Consider the following 15,900-nt stretch of genomic DNA (forward strand, 5'->3'; position numbering starts at 1 on the left):
GGTCGTCCGGGGCCGGGTCGTCCGGGGCTGGGTCGTCCGGGGCGCCTGGCGCCTCATGCTGAGGGGCGGGGCCCGGGGCGGGCGCGGGCCGCGGACGAGGGCGAGGGCGAGCCGTGGGCGCCCCGCAGGCCGGCTTCGCGCATGAGCCGTTCGACGCGCTTGCGGCTGACCTCTTCGCCCAGATCCGACCGTAGTTTGGCGTAGACGCGCGGCGAGCCGTAGGTGCCGTCGGAGTCGGCGTGTATCCGCCGGATCATCTCGGTGAGTTCTTTGTCCCGGAGGGCGCGCGGCGGCTCCGGACGCCCGAGCCAGTCGTAATAGCCCGATGTCGACACCCGGAGCAGCCGGCAGGCCACCGCGACCGGAACACGGCCGTCGGCGAGCTTACGGATCAGCGAGTAGACCACCTTGGGGGAACGCTCTCCCAGGGCCAGTTCGACCGCCCGCCTGAGAACGTCGTTCTCCGTCTCCAGCCGCTTGTTCCGGCCACGGAGCTCGGCGAGCTCCTTCCTGACTTCGCGGGCCGGCCGATCCCCGGTGCCGGACCTCGCCTCGGCGGCGTCCCGTTTCAGCCATGTCCGAAGACACGAGCGGCTGATGCCGAGCTCTTTCGCGAGCCTCAGGTGCGATATGTCACCTCGGCGCGCGAGTTCGACCGCACGGCGGCGCAACTCGGGGGGGTGCGGAGGGGGCATGGGCGGTGTGATCTTCTTCTGCTGAGTGCCTGCGGGGCGTCCCAGGGCGCGCACGCGTGCATCCCCCGGTCATCTGACACAGACAAGATGCGTCGCTCACGCGGAGAGTTCGATTTCCGGATCGGTCAACGTGCGGAGTTCCCGGCGGGACGCGGATGGACGAGCCGGATCTTCCGGACCCGATCCGCGTGCAGGAAGTTCACCCAGACGACGGTGGGCGGGCAGTGGAAGGGATCGTCGGGCGGGTTGATGAGGTCGTTCTCCCAGATGACCACGTCACGGCCGACCACGAGGTCGCCCAGGCGCTGCTGCACACCGGCCTCGAGATCACGGTTCATCGCCCCCAGCAGCCAGCCGAAACCCGGCGTGGTCTCGCCCTTCACCGTGGTGATCTCCACCGCGGGCGAGCAGAGATCCGTCAGCGCCTCCGCGAACGAACCGCTTCCGGCCGCCCGCAGCGTCTCCTCGGCCTGCCTGCGGCGCCTGGTCTCCTGGGCGGCCACGTCGTCGTGGGCCAAGCTCGCCGTCGCCAGCAGTGCCTGCGACAGCTTGGCCCGCGCCTGGCTGAGCCGGCTCCGTACGGTGCCGACGGGGATGCCGCACACTTCCGCGATGTGCTCATAGGCGGTGACCTGGGTGAAGTACCGCAACATCGCCACCAGCCGCAGGCGCGGCGAAAGCTCGTCGAGGGCGTGCCAGACCCAGTCCCGCTGGACGTGCCGTTCCAGCAGTTCCGCCGGATCGGGCTCCTCGCGTGGGAGGACCAGCCTCTCCACCGCCTCGACGGGCATCGCTCTGGTGGCGCGCAGGTGCATCCGGCAGACGTTGCGGACGATCGCCCGCAGCCACGGCCCCAGGGCATCGGGATCACGAAGATCCCCGATACGGCGCAACGCGATCAGGACGGCTTCCTGGACGGCGTCCTCGGCATCGGGACCGTGCCCGAGGATGCTCATTGCCACCGCCCGCATGTCCGCCTGGTGCCTGGCCAGCAACAGGCCGAGCGAGCAGGCGTCGCCGGATTGGGCCTCGCGAACGAGATCTGCGTCGGCGAACGTGACGGTCCCTCCATATCGGTCAGGTCGGTGACACCGCGACACTGTGCCGAACGCCCGCCGATCTCGCCTCATGGGTCGAGACCGGGACATGGACACGGCCGCGGTGCTCACATGGAGTGCCGGAGCCTTATGACCGGCGGCCGTGCCGCGTCCACCGCGACGGACGGCGGCCCGCCTGGTTCAGGCGAGCGAGATGGTGTCGCCGTCGACCTTGATCGGAATCTCGGTCAGGGGTCTGGTGGCCGGGCCGCCCATGACCTTACCGTCGAGCCAGAACATGCTGCCGTGGCACGGGCAGTTGATCATCCCGGAGGAGACGTCGTCCACCAGGCACCCTCGATGTGTGCAGACGGCGCTGAAAGCCCGGAACTTGCCCGCGGCGGGCTGAACGATGACGATCTTGTGGTCCGGGAAGACCTTGCCGCCGTCCTTCGGGATGTCGGAGGTCTTGGCGAGGCTGGTACCGCTCGTCATGGCGGTGGGTGGGGTGGCGCCCCCGCTAGGTGCGGAGGCACCGGAAGAGGAGGAGCCGATGTCGGCGCTGATCGCGCCTTTGCCGGCGCAGGCGGCCAGGACGGTCGCCAGGCCGGCGCCTCCCACGCCCACGATGGCGGCCCGGCGGGAGGCGCCCGCCGCGGCATCCGTCGTGGACGGTACCTCTCGCCGGTCATCGGTCACGGCGCTGAGCGCCTGGCATTCCTGACCGGACTTCGTGCACATACGGTGGTCCTCCAGGTGCTTCCCCTCCGTCGGTCGTGACGCGTGCCGGAGCGGCGTCCCGTGACGGCCAGGGGTGTGTCGGATGGTCGTTCGACTCTCGTCCGAGGTCATCGCGCCTGAACGGCGGCTCCTGAGCGGAACGTCGAGCGGAACACTGAGGAGCTTGCCGGAGTCCCCGTGAAGGTGACCACGTACTTTTCCACACTTACCGGACTGTCCGAAAAGCCGTTACCTGCCTGGGCGCGATGACGGAGGCGAAGAGTCGCCTCGGGGCGGCGACCGGGCTTGCCGGCGCCGCCCCGAGCCTTCCACGCGCGGCGGGAGTCACCCGATCATCGGAAGTCCTCCCCTGCCATGGCATACGCCGTGCGCATCCGCGACACGCCGTGGCCGGAGCCCGTGTACGTGGCCCGGCGGTCCGGGAAGCGGACTACCAGCGCCTGCCCGTGTGCAGCTGGCCACGCACCGCGCCGTCGGGGAACTGGGCGGTGTGCAGGTTGGCGTACCACTTCGTCGGGTGGTTCTTGATGTCCCTGAGCAGACTGCTGCCGGCCACGGCGGAGCCGCGCGCGATGTTGCCGCGGATGTCGCCGCTGGACAGCAGGTTGATGACCACAGGGCCGTTCACGCCCGCCTTGCCCCGGTGGATGTGGAAGGCCGTCGGCCTGCCGGTCCTGCTCCACTGGACGATGTAGTAGATCCGCTTACCGCTGATGCGGAAGCGGGCCACCGCCCTGCCGTCACGGTCATTGACCTTCTTGCCCGGCTCAGGCACCTCGTTGCGGCCCAGAAGCCCAGCCTCGAAGTAGTACTTCCTTGACGAAGCGGACGTCGCCGTAGTGGCCGTGTGGGCCGTGTGGGCCGTGGCCGCGAGAGTGTGCGCGGCCGACTGGGGGGCTGCGCCGGCGGGCGCGGCGATCACCGCGCAGGCGGCCGTCCCCGCGACCGTCCCGGCCGTCACTCCGACCATGAGCCGCCGCCACGAAATGTGCCTGTTGCCGATCTGTTCGCCCATGTTAACCATAATCCTCTCCACTGTGCCATGAGTTGTCTGTTTTGTCGCTGCGGACAGCAGAGAAGACAATAGCGGTACTTCTTGACATAAGGCACGTGATCAACGCCACATGGCTCACCATAAGACCATTCCCCGCGGAAAGGCCCGCGCCGTCATCATCGATCGCCCATACGCCTGACCTGGGGAAAGCCTCTCAGAAAGTGATCCTTCTGGACAGTTTTCCTAGAATGATCTTCATTTCGTCCCATGTCCGCTGGTGTCACAGAAGGCCGCCCACCCTCGTAAAGCGCTGGGCGACGCGAGAATATCCCCCGATTCTCCGGACACCTGCCTTGAGGCCATTTCGGCAAGGATGCGGGGGGCGAGGATGCGTCGCTTTTCCGGCGTGATGGACGATCGACGGAAAGGCGTGGAATTCAGGAGGAGAACGAATCGGCTCGAATTCCGTTGCGTCGAGACCTGGGCCACCTCGGGATGAACCGGCCAAGGTCGTCCTCCACAGAGATCGCCGCGCCCACCCCTGCAGACGACACTCCCGCGGGGAGAGCACGGTCCCGTCCCCGGCGAAACGGCTCGGGCCGTCCGCCCGGCACCGCGAGATGACCTCAGCTCAGATGTCCGTGCCGCGGGGGGAAGGGCGGGGCCGGGCCCGCCGGACCTCCCGATGTGTCTCCGGGCGGCCTGGCGGGAACGATCGGACGCCCCCGCCACCGCCACCGCCGGAGCGGGTGTCAGACGGAGGAGAAGGGCATGGTGCCGACAGGGTGTTCGTTGTAGGGGTGCTGGCACAGGGCGAAGTCGGCGCCGAAGGGATCGGACACGACGGCGACCGGCCCGCTGCGTGACTCGTACTCGGGGATGTGCACCGACCCGCCCGCCCGGACGACGCGGGCGACCGCCTCGGCGCAGTCGTTCACCCGCAGGTACAGCATCCAGTGGCGGGGCACCCATTCGTACTCGTACGGGACGCGCAACCGACCGCAGACCGGTACCTCCCGGACCTTCCAGATGACGTAGTCGTAGTCGACCCCGTCGCCGACCTGGCACTGGCTGTAGCCGAAGATCGAACGGTAGAAGTCATCGGTCACCCGGGCGTTCCTGGCGTTGACCTCGTTCCAGCACATGGCGCCGACCTCCCCGTACAGGCGCGACCCGATGTGGGTGCCCGGCTGCCACAGTCCGAACAGCGTGCCTTCGGGGTCGGCGGCCTGGGCGAACCGTCCCTCTCCGGGCAGGGTGGTGGGGAGTATGACCAGCTTGCCGTCGTTGGCCTCGACCCGCACGGCCGAGGCCTCGACATCGGAGGTCGCGAGGTAGGTGTTCCAGGCCGGGTCGACGTTCTGCAGACCGACCGCCGGCGGGGTGATGGCGGCCACCGGCACGTTGTTGACCAGGCACATCGTGTAGTGCCAGACCTGGGGACCGAGATCGCGACAGGTCCACCCGAAGACGTCCGCGTAGAAGCGGGCGGCTCGCGGGACGTCGTGCGTGGTGAGCTCCGGCCAGCAGGGCGCGCCGTCCGGGTAGCGCCAGCGCTCCGACATCACGATTCTCCCCCCAGAAACGGTGCCATGCCCTCAGGGGCATACTTCCATCCACGCCGGACCGTGCTCGCGCCGGACCCCCAAGCTTGCCACTATCTGGACATACCCCCACAAATCAACGCATATGCCGTGGGGTCAGCGTGACTGGGGGGTGATGTTGATGGAGCCGTTCTGCGGCACCGGCACCACCTGCACCCTGCCGTCCTGGATGGCCTTCCAGAGGATGGCGCCCTGTGGGCCGAGCACCTTCACCAGGTCCTTGATGGACTCGAGCTCGGTCTTGACCTTGGTGTTGATCTGCTGCTGAGCGAGATTCTGCTGCTTGGCCGCCTGCTCGGCGGCGAGGGCGTCGATGAGTGTCTGCGGCGGCTCGGGCTTCTGGATGGTCAGCACGACATCCCCGCAGTCACCCGAGCCCGCGAAGTTGGGCTGACAGAAGTAGTCGGCGCCGGCGGTCTCCTTGATGAACTGCCGGGCCAGCTGGCCGACCCGCTGCTCCCACTGCTGCTTGGCGTCGGGATCGTTGAACAGCTTCTTCCACTCGAACTCCTGGGAGGCGGCGTCCATCGCGCGGTCGAGGGGCTGCTTGAAGTAGAAGTTCAGCATGCGCCGCCAGCCGTCGGAGGACTGGGAGCCCTCGAAATACGACCCGTACTTCAGCCCGATCTTCTCGTGGAAGCGGCGCAGGGTCTCACACGAGGTGTTGAGCGTGAACGTCGCCGACCCGGCGACCTCCATCTCCACGTTGTCCTTGGAGACGATGGTGATCGGCTTGGACTCGGCGTCCGGCGAGCCGGAGAAGTCGAAGGTGCGCTGCCCGAACGGATAGGAGTAGGAGGTGTCGCCCGGGCCGAGGTAGACGGCGCCGCTGGAGGGGTTGATGCACTTCACGAACTTGATCGCCTCGAAGGGGCCCCCGGCGTAGTGCAGCCTCACCTCGTCGGGCGCCGTGCTCACCTTGGTGCACCCTGTCGCGACGAACCCCAGGACCACGATGGCGATCACCGCGAGCAGGACGCCCCGCAGCAGTAACCGTCCGCGCCTCCCGCCTTGCGCGGCGTCACCGGTGCTTTTACGTGCGTTCATCGGCCACCCAATCCTTACTCAGGCTTTACGGTCGGCCGATCCTAGAACACCGGGCCCGAGCGGCGGAGCCACTCTCGAGCCCCTGTGGACAAGCGCCTCCCGCCGCCCGGCGCCTGTGGACGAGCGGCCCGGAGCGCGGAGAGGCGGCCTCAGTCGATCTTCACCCGGGAGACGGGCCTGCCACCGGAACAGTGGACCTCGATCTCGGTCCTGGACTCCCCCTCGAACCGCACCCGCACCTTGTCCCGAGGTCCGCGCTCGGCGTCCTTGACCTCGTAGCCCTGGGCCGGCGTCCACGACAGCAGCCTCACCAGGCCGTCCTCACAGCGGGCCACCACCACTCCCCCTCGCGCCGCGATGACCTTGCTGGTCCCCGCCGGCATCGACGGCGAGGCGACCGGGCCGGACGGCGAGGCGGACGGGGTGGCCGACGGAGTGGTGGAGGGCGCCGGTGAGGCGGCCCCTGACCCGGGGGACGAAGCGGCGTCCGGCGAAGCGGCGGCCTGGGCCGCGGAAGAGGACAGGGCCGCGGCAGGGCCGTCGGACGGCGACGGGCCCGCAGAGAGTGGTGCCGCGGCGTCCAGGGAGCGCCGCACGTCGGCGGGCGAGAGCGCCCTGGTGGCCGAGCCCGTGACGGCGTCCCCGAGGAAGGTGGTCACGACGACGCCGGCGCCGGTGGCCACGGCCGCGGTGACCAGCCAGCCCCCCACCACCAGAAGCGGCCGCCGGTTCACGCCGACCGCCCCCTCAGGTCACCCACGCCCGTGGAGGTGTCCTCGCGGCCGTTCACGTGTGCCTCCGTGGTCGTGGACTCATACGGCCGATGTTCCCTGGCCGAACCCTAAGGCCGGGTTAAAGGCGACATAACACGGTTCATACCTGTGAGCCGGACCGGTTAGCGTAACCGCTCATGGCCACTGTCCTGCTCGTCGAGGATGACGCGACGATCCGCACCGCCCTCATGCGAGGTCTGCGTGACCGCGGTCACGCCGTGTCCTCCGCCCCGACCGCGCTGGAGGGGCTGCGCATGGCCGTCGCCGAGCGTCCCGACCTGGTCGTCCTGGACCTCGGCCTGCCCGACCTGGACGGGACCGAGATGCTGCGCATGCTCCGGGCGGTCAGCCGGGTGCCGGTGATCGTGGCGACCGCCCGGGACGGCGACGCCGAGATGGTCCGCCTGCTCGACGCGGGAGCCGACGACTACGTGGTGAAGCCTTTCAGCGCGGCCCAGCTCGACGCCCGCGTCCGCGCGGTCCTCCGGCGCACCGCCGAGAGCCGCACCGACACCTCGGTGACGGTGGGCCACCTGCGACTGGACCCCCGCAGCCGCGAGGCCGTCCTCGCCGGAACCCCCCTGGACCTCACGCCGCGCGAGTTCGACCTGCTGCACTACCTCGCGGTCCGCTCGGGCCAGGTGGTCACCAAGCGGGAGCTGCTCACCGAGGTGTGGCAGGTGCCCTACGGCGGGGCGGACAAGACCGTCGACGTCCATCTGTCGTGGTTGCGCCGCAAACTTGGAGAAACCGCCCAGGAACCCCGCTACCTGCAGACCGTGCGCGGCGTCGGAGTGAAACTGGTCGAGCCGTCATGAGGCGCTGGCTCGCCCTGCTGGTCGCGGCCACCACCTCACTGGTGTTCATCGCGCTGCTGGTGCCGCTCGCGCTGCTGGTCCGGGCGCTGGCCGAGAGCAGCGCGGTCACCCAGGCGACCGCCGAGGCGCAGTCGGTCGCGGCGGCGGTCGGGACGGCGGACCTCGCGGGACTCACGCTGACCGCCGAGCGCACCTCCGCCGCGAGCGGGCACGCGATCACCGTGTTCCTGCCGGACGGGCGGCTCGCGGGGGCGCCGGCGCCGCGGTCGGCCGCCGTGGAGCTGGCCGCGCGCGGGCAGAGCCTGACGGCCGAGACTCCGGCGGGGCTGGAGGTGCTGGTCGCGGTGCAGGGAGTGCCCGGCGGCACGGCGGTGGTCCGGGCGTTCCTCGGCGAGGACGACCTGCACCGCGGCGTCCGCGAGGTGTGGCTGGGCATGCTGCTGCTCGGGCTCGCGCTGATCGGCGTCGGCATCCTGGTGGCCGACCGCCTGGCCCTGGCGCTGACCCGGCCCATGAGCGGGCTGGCCCGCGTGTCGCACCGGCTGGCCGCGGGGGACCTCAAGGCGCGGACCACCCCCGGCGGGCCCGCCGAGGTGCGCGCGGTGGGACTGGCCCTGGACCATCTCGCGGGACGCATCAGCGACCTGCTGGCGGAGGAGCGGGAGACGGCCGCCGACATCTCCCACCGGCTGCGCACGCCCCTCACCGGGCTGCGACTGGAGGCCGAATCGCTGGCCGATCCTGAGGAGGCGACGCGGCTCGGCGTCCGCGTGGACGCGCTGGAACGCGCCGTGACCTCGGTCATCACGGACGTGCGCCGCCGCTCGCGCGAGCAGGCGAGCTGCGACGCGGCCCAGGTGGTGGCCGAGCGGGTGAGGTTCTGGTCGGTGCTGGCCGAGGACCAGGGACGGACCACGGAGGTGGACGTGCCGCCGGGGCCGCTCACGGTGGCCGTGAGCGCGGCGGAGCTGTCGGCCTGCGTGGACGCGCTGCTCGGCAACGTCTTCGCCCACACCCCCGAGGGCGCGGCCTTCTCCGTGCGGCTGGCGCCCGCCGAGGGCGGCGGCGCGCGGCTGGAGATCGCCGACTCCGGTCCGGGGTTCCGTCTCGCCGTGGAAGACGGGCATCTCCTGGAACGGGGCAGAAGCGGCGCCGGCTCGACGGGCCTTGGCCTGGACATCGCCCGGCGCACCGCCGAGGCGTCCGGCGGTTCCCTGTCCCTGGGATCCGCCCCCACCGGCGGCGCCCGGATCACCCTCCACCTGGCCGCTCCCACCTCACCGGTCACCTGACGCCGCGACCGCGAACGCCCACCAGGTTCCCCGCCGCACAGCGGCGCCGAAACCGCCGTCTCTCCGCCGCAGCGGCGCCGGATTCGCCGCCTTCCGCCCCGCCGCCCGGCCCCTCGGACGAGAGCTCGGCGCGTCGGTCTTAGGGGGGCCTTAACGTCGCCGCAGCGCGGGGTTAGGGCGGACGGCGGGAGCCTTGGCGCATGACGAACACACACCACTTCGGCAGGACCGCCAGACTCGCCATCGCCGGCGCCGGGATCGTCGCCGTCCTCGGCACCGGAGCCGTCGCCGCCTCGGCCGCATCGGCCCTGGGAATCTCCTCCGGGAGGACCTCCACCGGCGCCCTGACCTCCACCGGGACCGGCGGGAGGACCGCCTCGACGGGCTCCACGGGCTCCACGGGCTCCACGGGCTCGACCGTCTCGACCGTCTCGACGGCGACCGGGACGACGACCGCGGGCCAGGTCACCGGCTCGTCGATCAGCTACCGGCAGGCGATCAGGATCGCCAAGAAGCGCGTCCCCGGCGCCCGGGTCGGCAAGGTCGAGCGGGAATGGGAGCACGGCCGGCGGGTCTGGAAGGTCGAGTTGCACAAGCGCGGCGTCGAGTACCGCGTCTACGTCTCCCTCAGGACCGGCGCGATCGTCAAGTTCCGCCAGAAGCACGACGACGACTGATCCCGCATCCGTCCCCTACCCCGCGGCGGACGACCGCCGCGGGGCACGGGATGGAGGAGATCCACACCACGGCCGGCGGACACGACCAGGCCGGCGGCCGTTCCCGCCCCCTGAGCCCGCCGCAGCCGCCCGCGTCCCCAGGCCGGCGGGGTCCGGCCTCTGGGGCATCCGCAACGGCCCGCGTCCCGGTCGGCGACGGTGGTCCGGCCTCTGGGCATCCGCGGCCGCCCGCATCCTGGATCAGCGACGGTGGCCCGGTCTCCGGGTCAGCGGCACTGGGTGAGCATGGCGTCTTTGTCGGGGGCGGTGACGGGGAGGTCGTACTTCAGGGCCACCTGGGCGAAGCGGACGGCGTAGGAGCACCGGATGCTCTTGGACGGGGGAAGCCACGTGGCGGGCCCCGAGTCCCCCTTGGAGGAGTTGGTCGAGCCGTCCACCGGCAGCAGGTTCAGCGGGTCGTTGGCGATCTGGACGCGCTGGGACTTGCTCCACCGCGACGCGCCCATCTGCCAGTCGTACGAGAGTGGCATGACGTGGTCGATCTGCACCTCGGCGGCGTCCTGCTTGCTCCACTCGATCGTCTTGTCGGTGTAGGGGTCGTGCAGGGTCATCGAGGTCAGGACGCACTTGGAGCCGGAGCGGTACTTGAGCTTCTCGCCGTCGCGCGCCAGGACGTCGTTCCTGGTGTCGCAGCCGTTGTGCGCGAACGGGATGGACTCGGCGTTGTCCGCCCAGGCATACCCGAACTCGTCGCGGCTGTAGCCGGTCTTGGGGCCGCGTCCCTTGGTCGGCACCTTCTCGATGATCGCCACCGCGGCGGCGCGGTCCTTGGCGGACTTGATCGTCCCGAGGCCGCGCTCGGTGCCTTTGGGATTGTCGAGCGGGCTGACACCGGTCGAGCCTCCGCCGCCATCTCCGCCCGGCCCGCCGTCGGCCCCGATCCCCGCGTTGCCGGCATCGATGGAACCACATGCCGTGAGCATGACGGCCGCCGCCGCTCCGGCAACGATCGCGCGAGATCCACGCAGGCGCACTGCCACCCCCAGGTAAACGAGAAGTAATGCCTAGGTATAGCAAGTACCCACGAAAGTAGCGATTACGGCAAACCGCGACAGCAAGATCCGCCGACCGGCAGGCCACCCCGACGTCACTACCGACCTCCGAAACGATCAAGCGTGCCGCGCCGGAGGAGCTCAGGACGATCGCGACCTCATGGGGCGACCAGGCTCCCGTCCGCCGGCGGAATCGCCCGTCGAGCCGGAACCGCGCCGGCGACGCGGGGAGGACGAAGCGGCCCCCGGCGAGCGTGACGCTCGGCCGGGGGCCGGCCGGCGCCCCTGAGGTGCTCAGGGGTGCCGCGGTGGATCGGATTCCGCACCGGACTCAGACGCCGCGAAGGATCAGAACCCGTTCTGGATCAGACGCCGCGGTGCGGCAGAAGCCCCGGTGGAACGAAACGCCACCGTGGATCAGACGCCACCGCAGGTCGGACACCGCGATGGGTCAGAGCCCGTACTCCTTGGTGATGCGCTCGTGGCGCTCGACCTCGATGCCGGCGCTCCTGGCCAGGTCGAGCCAGGCCAGAGGGTGGCTCCAGCGCTCGGTGGCGTCGTCGAGCAGGGCGTCGAGCTCGACCGCCTCGACCCCAGGCGGCACGGCGATCCAGCCGTAGACGCCCTGGAGGCGCTCGCCGCTGGAGGGGTGGGTGACCGAGTAGTTCTCGTCGCTGTAGACCCACATGGGCCAGCCGCGCTCGGCCAGGACCTCGTTGAACTCGGTCCAGTCTTCCTCGCTCGGGGCGGCGCCGTCGAAGAACCAGCTGGTGTAGCCGCCCGGGCGCAGCATCGCCACGCCGGCGAACGGGATGACGTAGTTCTCCTGCTCCTCGGCGTTGTCGGGCACCGGCTCCAGCGGGCGCGGGTCGATGACCACGATGTCGCCGGCGTTGTAGTCCATGCCGCGGGGCTGCGGGATGAGCAGCCGTGCGGTGGCCGGACCGGTGCGCACCGAGAGCACCTCGCGGCGGCTGCCGTCGGAGACGGGCAGGACGACCCGGACGAGGTGCCACTCTTCCTCGATGGGGCCCTCGGCGGACTCGATCGGCATGCCGAGCTTGGCCGCGCCCTCGCGCACGAGCGTCCAGTCTTCCGAGGCGGTCGCCATGACGATCATGCGCCAGACGTCCTCCTCCTCGCCGGCGTCGGACTCGACCAGCTCACGCAGGATGGCCGCGCCCTTGACGTTGTCCCCGAGCTGCTGGGCGGCCCCGGCGAGCAGCCGGCGGGCCTCCAGGGCGACCGTGCCCTGCGCGCCGGAGGAGAGCGACTGCTCGGCCTCCGCCGCGGTCTCGGCCCAGCGCTCGCGCGCACGGTGCAGACGGGAAAGCGCCAGGTGGGACGAGGCCGGGGGCAGCATGGCCGCGAAGCGCTCGAGCCGCTCGTCCTGCTCGGCCTCGATCAGCACACCGGTGAGGTAGGCGACGTCCTCGTCGTCCGCGGCGGCCGGGTCGGCGTCATCGACGATCGTCTTCCACAGGATGTCGGCGCCCAGCGGCGCGTACCCGAGGAAGCCGAGGGTGGTGGTGTGCCGGCGGGTGGCCTCCAGGTCGGTGCCGGACAGCGGCCACAGCCAGCCGACCCAGCGCTCGGGGTCGGCGTTGTGGCCGTCGGCGGCGTCGAAGTAGGCGACCAGCTCGGGCTGCGGGCCCGGCGGCGGGGGCGGCACGGCGGCGTCGGCCGCGGAGCGCAGAGCGGCCACCCGCTCGGGCAGCCCTTCGGTGACGCGCAGGTCGCCCAGCCACGCCTCGGCGAGGTCGGCGAGCGCGCGGACCTGCCAGACGCCCTGACGGGCCACGGCCAGTTCTCCGGCGATGAGCGCCAGCTCGACCCGCCCGCGGTGCACGCCCATCGCCTCGAAGTAGGACATCCACTGACGCAGCACCCGGCCGAGCTGCCAGGTGTTGCTGATCACCCCGTCGAGCAGGCGGACGGCCCTGGCCCACTCGACCCAGTCGCGCGGGTGCTCGCCGACCACGTCCAGGTCGGGAAGGGCCTCCAGCCCCTCGGCCTTGCGGCCCGCCGAGGCCAGCACCAGCGCGCGCAGCACCCCCTCGCGGTGGTCCTTCGCCACCGGGTCGTCCGCCGGGAACTCCTTGGCGGCGTCGAGCTCGGTGAGCGCCTCCATGGTGCGGCCGGCGGCGAGCAGCGCCCGCACACCCGCGGCCGCGAGCTCCCAGCTCACCTGCCCGTCGGCGCTCCTGCGCCCGGCAACGGCGGACTCGTAGTAGGTGACGGCCTGCTCGACCTCGCCCTTGTCGGCCAGCGCCGCGATGTACTGGGTGACCAGCCCGCAATAGGCCGGGGAGTCGGGCCGCAGGCCGTCGAGCGCGGCGCCCAGAGCGGCCAGGCGCTCGGCGGCGTACCCGGGGCCGTCGGTGTTGGCCTGGGCGACGGCCAGCGCCTCGATGGCGGCCGGAACGGAAGGACACTCTTTGGTGTCCTCACGGTGCGCGAACTCGACCAGCGCCTCGGCGTCGCCGAGGGCGGCCGCGCCCTGGGCGCGGTCGCCGATGCGGCTCACCAAGTGCCAGTGGCGGGCGAACAGCTCCAGCCAGGGCAACTCCAGCGTCTCCGCCTGCTGGGCCACCGCCGGCGCCATCACGTCGAGCTGGGCGTACCGGCCCTCGAAAGCCTGCGCGGGCAGGTCACCCAGCGCGATCGCCAGCCCGGTGTTCCCCGCTTCGTGCAGTTGCCGCTGGGTGTCTGCGACCCAGGCCCAGATGTCCACGTCCATGGCAGGTCAGTCTGCCAGTTCACAGAGCATGTCCCAAACATGCGGGCGGTGCGGTGGGGATAACTCGCCGCGCGCCCCGCCGGGCGGGCGGCCGGTGTCAGAGGAGGTGAGCGGCGGGGATGTCGCCGGAGGCCACCAGGACGGCCGGGCCGGTCAGCAGGCTGGTGTTCTCTGTGAGCGTCACCGACAGCAGGCCGCCGGGAACCTCGACCGCCCAGGTGCCCAGCGGGTCGCCGCCGAGCCGGGCCGCCGCGACCGCCGCCGCCACCGCGCCGGTGCCGCAGGACGGCGTCTCGCCGGAGCCGCGCTCGTAGACCCGCATGACGACCCGGCGCTCCCCCACCGCGTTGAGCAGTTCGACGTTGACGCCCTGGGGGAACACCGCCGGGTCGAACGCCGGCGGGGCCGACAGGTCGAGCTGGGTGACCGGCTCGCCGGTGACGCAGGCCAGGTGGGGGTTGCCCATGTCGATGACGAGCCCGTCGTACTCCTTGAGGCCGATGCCGGCCTTGCTCTCGCCGAGCACCTTGGGCATGCCCATGTCGACGGTGACGTCGCCCTCGCGGTCGAGCCTTACGCGGCGGACGCCCGCCCGGGTGACGACGTCGAACTCGCCCGGCTCGGCCAGGCCGGCGTCCACGAGGTAGCGCGCGAAGACCCGCAGGCCGTTGCCGCACATCTCGGCCATGCTGCCGTCGGCGTTGCGGTAGTCCATGAACCACTCGGCGGTGGTGGGGGCGCCGGCCTCGCGGGCGCGCTCGGCGATCTGCACGGCCTCGGGGCTCAGCTTGACCGGCACCACCCGCAGGACGCCGTCGCCGCCGCCGATGCCGGCCCGCCGGTCGCACAGCTCGGCGATCAACGGGGCGTGCAGGTCGAGCCCGCCGTCACGGTCGGGGAGGATGACGAAGTCGTTCTGGGTGCCGTGGCCCTTGACGAAGCGCATGTCACCACACCCTACGCCCCGACGAGGGCCAGCGATCGTTCCAGCAGGTCCGGGGCGTCGAAGGGCAGCCAGATGACGCGGGGGTCGCGCCGGAACCACGACTGCTGGCGCCGGGCGAACCGCCGGGTGGCCCTGACGGTCTCCTCGCGGGCCTGCTCCTCGGTCCACTCTCCGTCGAGGAACCGCAGCACCTGCGCGTAGCCGAGGGCACGGCCGGCCGTACGGCACTCGGGGAGCCCCTGCGCGGCCAGCGTCCTGACCTCCTCGACCAGCCCGGCCGCCCACATGCGGTCCACGCGGAGCGCGATGCGCTCGTCCAGCACCGGCCGCGGCACCTCGACCCCGATCTGCACGCTTTCGTACACCGCGTCGTAGGAGGGCATCGTGGCCGAGAACGGCTGCCCGGACAGCTCGATGACCTCAAGGGCGCGCACGATGCGCCGGCCGTTGCTCGCGAGCACGGCCTCGGCGGCGACCGGGTCGCGTTCTTTCAGCCGCTGGTGGAGCGCCTCGGGGCCGGCCTCGGCCAGCTCGGCCTCCAGCCTGGCCCGGATGCCCGGGTCGGTGCCGGGGAAGCGCAGGTCGTCCAGGGCCGCCCGCACGTACAGCCCGGAGCCGCCCACCAGGACCGGCACCGTGCCCCTGGCCACCATGGCGTCGATCAGCGGGCGGGCCATGCTCTGGTACTCGGCCACGCTGGCCGTCTCGGTGATGTCCCAGACGTCCAGCAGGTGGTGGGGGACGCCGCGCCGCTCGGCGAGGGTGAGCTTGGCGGTGCCGATGTCCATGCCGCGGTAGAGCTGCATGGAGTCGGCGTTGACCGCCTCGCCGCCCAGGCGCAGGGCCAGGTCCACGGCCAGGTCGGACTTGCCCGCCGCGGTCGGCCCGACGACCGCCACCACCGGAGGACGCCCGCGCCGCCGCTCGCCGTTCATCACAGCTCCCAGTCGAGGGTGGGCGGGAGATGGCCTTCGAGGGTCAGCAGCCAGCGCTTGGAGTCGACGCCGTCACCGCCGCTGAACCCGCCCAGGCCGTTGCCCGCGACGACGCGATGGCACGGCACGATGATCGGGATGGGGTTGCTTCCCATGACCGACCCGATGGCGCGGGCCGGGACGCCCGCGCCGCTGCTCACCGCCAGCTCGCCGTACGTCGTCACCTTCCCGTAGGCGACGCTCTGGTACAGCGTGCCGAGCACGCGCCGCTGGAGCGCGGACATCAGGCGCCAGTCGACCGGAACCGTGAACCCGGTGAGCCGCCCGGCGAAGTAGGCGGCCAGCTCCTCGCGGGCAAGGGCGGTGCGGCCGGGGTCGTCCACCGCGCGGGCGCCGAGCCGGTCGAGGATCTCACGGCGGACCCGGTCGCCGTCCTGGAAGGCCGTGGCCGCCACGCCGTCCGGGGTGAGGGCCGCCAGCACGTCACCGAGCGGTGTCGGCACGCTGCCGAAGGCGACGTCTACCATTCGATCATGTCCATCCGCGCGT

At 71.5% G+C, this 15,900-nt stretch carries 15 protein-coding genes; 3 read left to right on the forward strand and 12 right to left on the reverse strand.

From position 1 onward, the window contains the following. Positions 1-53: 53 nt before the first annotated feature. The 7 genes from ABZT47_RS02040 to ABZT47_RS02070 form a co-directional block, all read right to left on the reverse strand. The gene (locus ABZT47_RS02040) at positions 54-695 is read right to left on the reverse strand and encodes an IS3 family transposase (RefSeq protein ID WP_354835097.1); all 642 of its coding nucleotides are present in this window, start codon (positions 693-695) and stop codon (positions 54-56) included. A 125-nt stretch (positions 696-820) separates the two neighbouring features. Beyond that, positions 821-1,843 (reverse strand): sigma-70 family RNA polymerase sigma factor, encoded by a 1,023-nt coding sequence (locus ABZT47_RS02045; protein ID WP_354835099.1) that lies wholly within the window; start codon positions 1,841-1,843, stop codon positions 821-823. A 90-nt stretch (positions 1,844-1,933) separates the two neighbouring features. Next, positions 1,934-2,473: a Rieske (2Fe-2S) protein gene (locus ABZT47_RS02050; protein WP_354835101.1), complete on the reverse strand. Its 540-nt coding sequence runs from the start codon at positions 2,471-2,473 to the stop codon at positions 1,934-1,936. A 430-nt stretch (positions 2,474-2,903) separates the two neighbouring features. Beyond that, positions 2,904-3,488 (reverse strand): CHRD domain-containing protein, encoded by a 585-nt coding sequence (locus ABZT47_RS02055; protein ID WP_354835103.1) that lies wholly within the window; start codon positions 3,486-3,488, stop codon positions 2,904-2,906. A 731-nt stretch (positions 3,489-4,219) separates the two neighbouring features. Beyond that, positions 4,220-5,032: a VOC family protein gene (locus ABZT47_RS02060; RefSeq protein WP_354835105.1), complete on the reverse strand. Its 813-nt coding sequence runs from the start codon at positions 5,030-5,032 to the stop codon at positions 4,220-4,222. Positions 5,033-5,167: 135 nt separating this feature from the next. Further along, positions 5,168-6,118: an SPFH domain-containing protein gene (locus tag ABZT47_RS02065; RefSeq protein WP_354835107.1), complete on the reverse strand. Its 951-nt coding sequence runs from the start codon at positions 6,116-6,118 to the stop codon at positions 5,168-5,170. Between the two features lie 149 nt (positions 6,119-6,267). Continuing rightward, a complete protein-coding gene (locus ABZT47_RS02070; protein ID WP_354835109.1) occupies positions 6,268-6,852 on the reverse strand; it encodes a hypothetical protein in 585 nt (194 codons plus the stop codon). A 176-nt stretch (positions 6,853-7,028) separates the two neighbouring features. Between ABZT47_RS02070 and ABZT47_RS02075 the strand changes: the two genes are divergently transcribed. The 3 genes from ABZT47_RS02075 (at position 7,029) to ABZT47_RS02085 (ending at position 9,678) form a co-directional block, all read left to right on the forward strand. Next, positions 7,029-7,709 (forward strand): response regulator transcription factor, encoded by a 681-nt coding sequence (locus tag ABZT47_RS02075; protein WP_354835111.1) that lies wholly within the window; start codon positions 7,029-7,031, stop codon positions 7,707-7,709. Continuing rightward, positions 7,706-9,001, forward strand: coding sequence for a HAMP domain-containing sensor histidine kinase (locus tag ABZT47_RS02080; protein ID WP_354835113.1), 1,296 nt, complete (start codon positions 7,706-7,708; stop codon positions 8,999-9,001). Before ABZT47_RS02075 ends, ABZT47_RS02080 begins: the two co-directional genes overlap by 4 nt. 200 nt (positions 9,002-9,201) lie before the next feature. After that, the gene (locus ABZT47_RS02085) at positions 9,202-9,678 is read left to right on the forward strand and encodes a PepSY domain-containing protein (protein ID WP_354835115.1); all 477 of its coding nucleotides are present in this window, start codon (positions 9,202-9,204) and stop codon (positions 9,676-9,678) included. Positions 9,679-9,944: 266 nt separating this feature from the next. On the opposite strand, the gene ABZT47_RS02090 is transcribed toward ABZT47_RS02085, so the two are convergent. The 5 genes from ABZT47_RS02090 to ABZT47_RS02110 form a co-directional block, all read right to left on the reverse strand. Then, complete coding sequence (locus ABZT47_RS02090; protein ID WP_354835117.1) at positions 9,945-10,661, reverse strand: HNH endonuclease family protein; 717 nt, start codon at positions 10,659-10,661, stop codon at positions 9,945-9,947. 520 nt (positions 10,662-11,181) lie between these two features. Further along, complete coding sequence (locus ABZT47_RS02095; protein WP_354835119.1) at positions 11,182-13,470, reverse strand: tetratricopeptide repeat protein; 2,289 nt, start codon at positions 13,468-13,470, stop codon at positions 11,182-11,184. 97 nt (positions 13,471-13,567) lie between these two features. After that, a complete protein-coding gene (gene dapF / locus ABZT47_RS02100) occupies positions 13,568-14,416 on the reverse strand; it encodes a diaminopimelate epimerase (protein WP_354835121.1) in 849 nt (282 codons plus the stop codon). A gap of 11 nt (positions 14,417-14,427) precedes the next feature. Further along, positions 14,428-15,351 carry a tRNA (adenosine(37)-N6)-dimethylallyltransferase MiaA gene (gene miaA / locus ABZT47_RS02105; protein WP_354835123.1) on the reverse strand — a complete coding sequence of 308 codons (924 nt, stop codon included), beginning with the start codon at positions 15,349-15,351 and terminating at the stop codon, positions 14,428-14,430. After that, positions 15,351-15,878: a methylated-DNA--[protein]-cysteine S-methyltransferase gene (locus tag ABZT47_RS02110; RefSeq protein WP_354835125.1), complete on the reverse strand. Its 528-nt coding sequence runs from the start codon at positions 15,876-15,878 to the stop codon at positions 15,351-15,353. The genes miaA and ABZT47_RS02110 overlap by 1 nt, the downstream gene beginning before the upstream one ends. Positions 15,879-15,900: the final 22 nt, after the last annotated feature.

It is taken from the genome of Sphaerisporangium sp. NPDC005289, from assembly GCF_040607455.1.
GTDB classification, from domain to species: Bacteria; Actinomycetota; Actinomycetes; order Streptosporangiales; family Streptosporangiaceae; genus Sphaerisporangium; species Sphaerisporangium rhizosphaerae.

Bases quoted from the DNA above. Each gene is read 5' to 3' on its own strand.
- ABZT47_RS02050 (WP_354835101.1), bottom strand. From the start codon at position 2,473: ATGTGCACGAAGTCCGGTCAGGAATGCCAGGCGCTCAGCGCCGTGACC.
- miaA (WP_354835123.1), bottom strand. From the start codon at position 15,351: ATGAACGGCGAGCGGCGGCGCGGGCGTCCTCCGGTGGTGGCGGTCGTC.
- ABZT47_RS02095 (WP_354835119.1), bottom strand. From the start codon at position 13,470: ATGGACGTGGACATCTGGGCCTGGGTCGCAGACACCCAGCGGCAACTG.
- ABZT47_RS02080 (WP_354835113.1), top strand. From the start codon at position 7,706: ATGAGGCGCTGGCTCGCCCTGCTGGTCGCGGCCACCACCTCACTGGTG.
- ABZT47_RS02090 (WP_354835117.1), bottom strand. From the start codon at position 10,661: ATGCTCACGGCATGTGGTTCCATCGATGCCGGCAACGCGGGGATCGGG.
- ABZT47_RS02060 (WP_354835105.1), bottom strand. From the start codon at position 5,032: ATGTCGGAGCGCTGGCGCTACCCGGACGGCGCGCCCTGCTGGCCGGAG.
- ABZT47_RS02075 (WP_354835111.1), top strand. From the start codon at position 7,029: ATGGCCACTGTCCTGCTCGTCGAGGATGACGCGACGATCCGCACCGCC.
- ABZT47_RS02110 (WP_354835125.1), bottom strand. From the start codon at position 15,878: ATGGTAGACGTCGCCTTCGGCAGCGTGCCGACACCGCTCGGTGACGTG.
- ABZT47_RS02040 (WP_354835097.1), bottom strand. From the start codon at position 695: ATGCCCCCTCCGCACCCCCCCGAGTTGCGCCGCCGTGCGGTCGAACTC.
- ABZT47_RS02085 (WP_354835115.1), top strand. From the start codon at position 9,202: ATGACGAACACACACCACTTCGGCAGGACCGCCAGACTCGCCATCGCC.
- dapF (WP_354835121.1), bottom strand. From the start codon at position 14,416: ATGCGCTTCGTCAAGGGCCACGGCACCCAGAACGACTTCGTCATCCTC.
- ABZT47_RS02055 (WP_354835103.1), bottom strand. From the start codon at position 3,488: ATGGGCGAACAGATCGGCAACAGGCACATTTCGTGGCGGCGGCTCATG.
- ABZT47_RS02065 (WP_354835107.1), bottom strand. From the start codon at position 6,118: ATGAACGCACGTAAAAGCACCGGTGACGCCGCGCAAGGCGGGAGGCGC.
- ABZT47_RS02045 (WP_354835099.1), bottom strand. From the start codon at position 1,843: ATGTCCCGGTCTCGACCCATGAGGCGAGATCGGCGGGCGTTCGGCACA.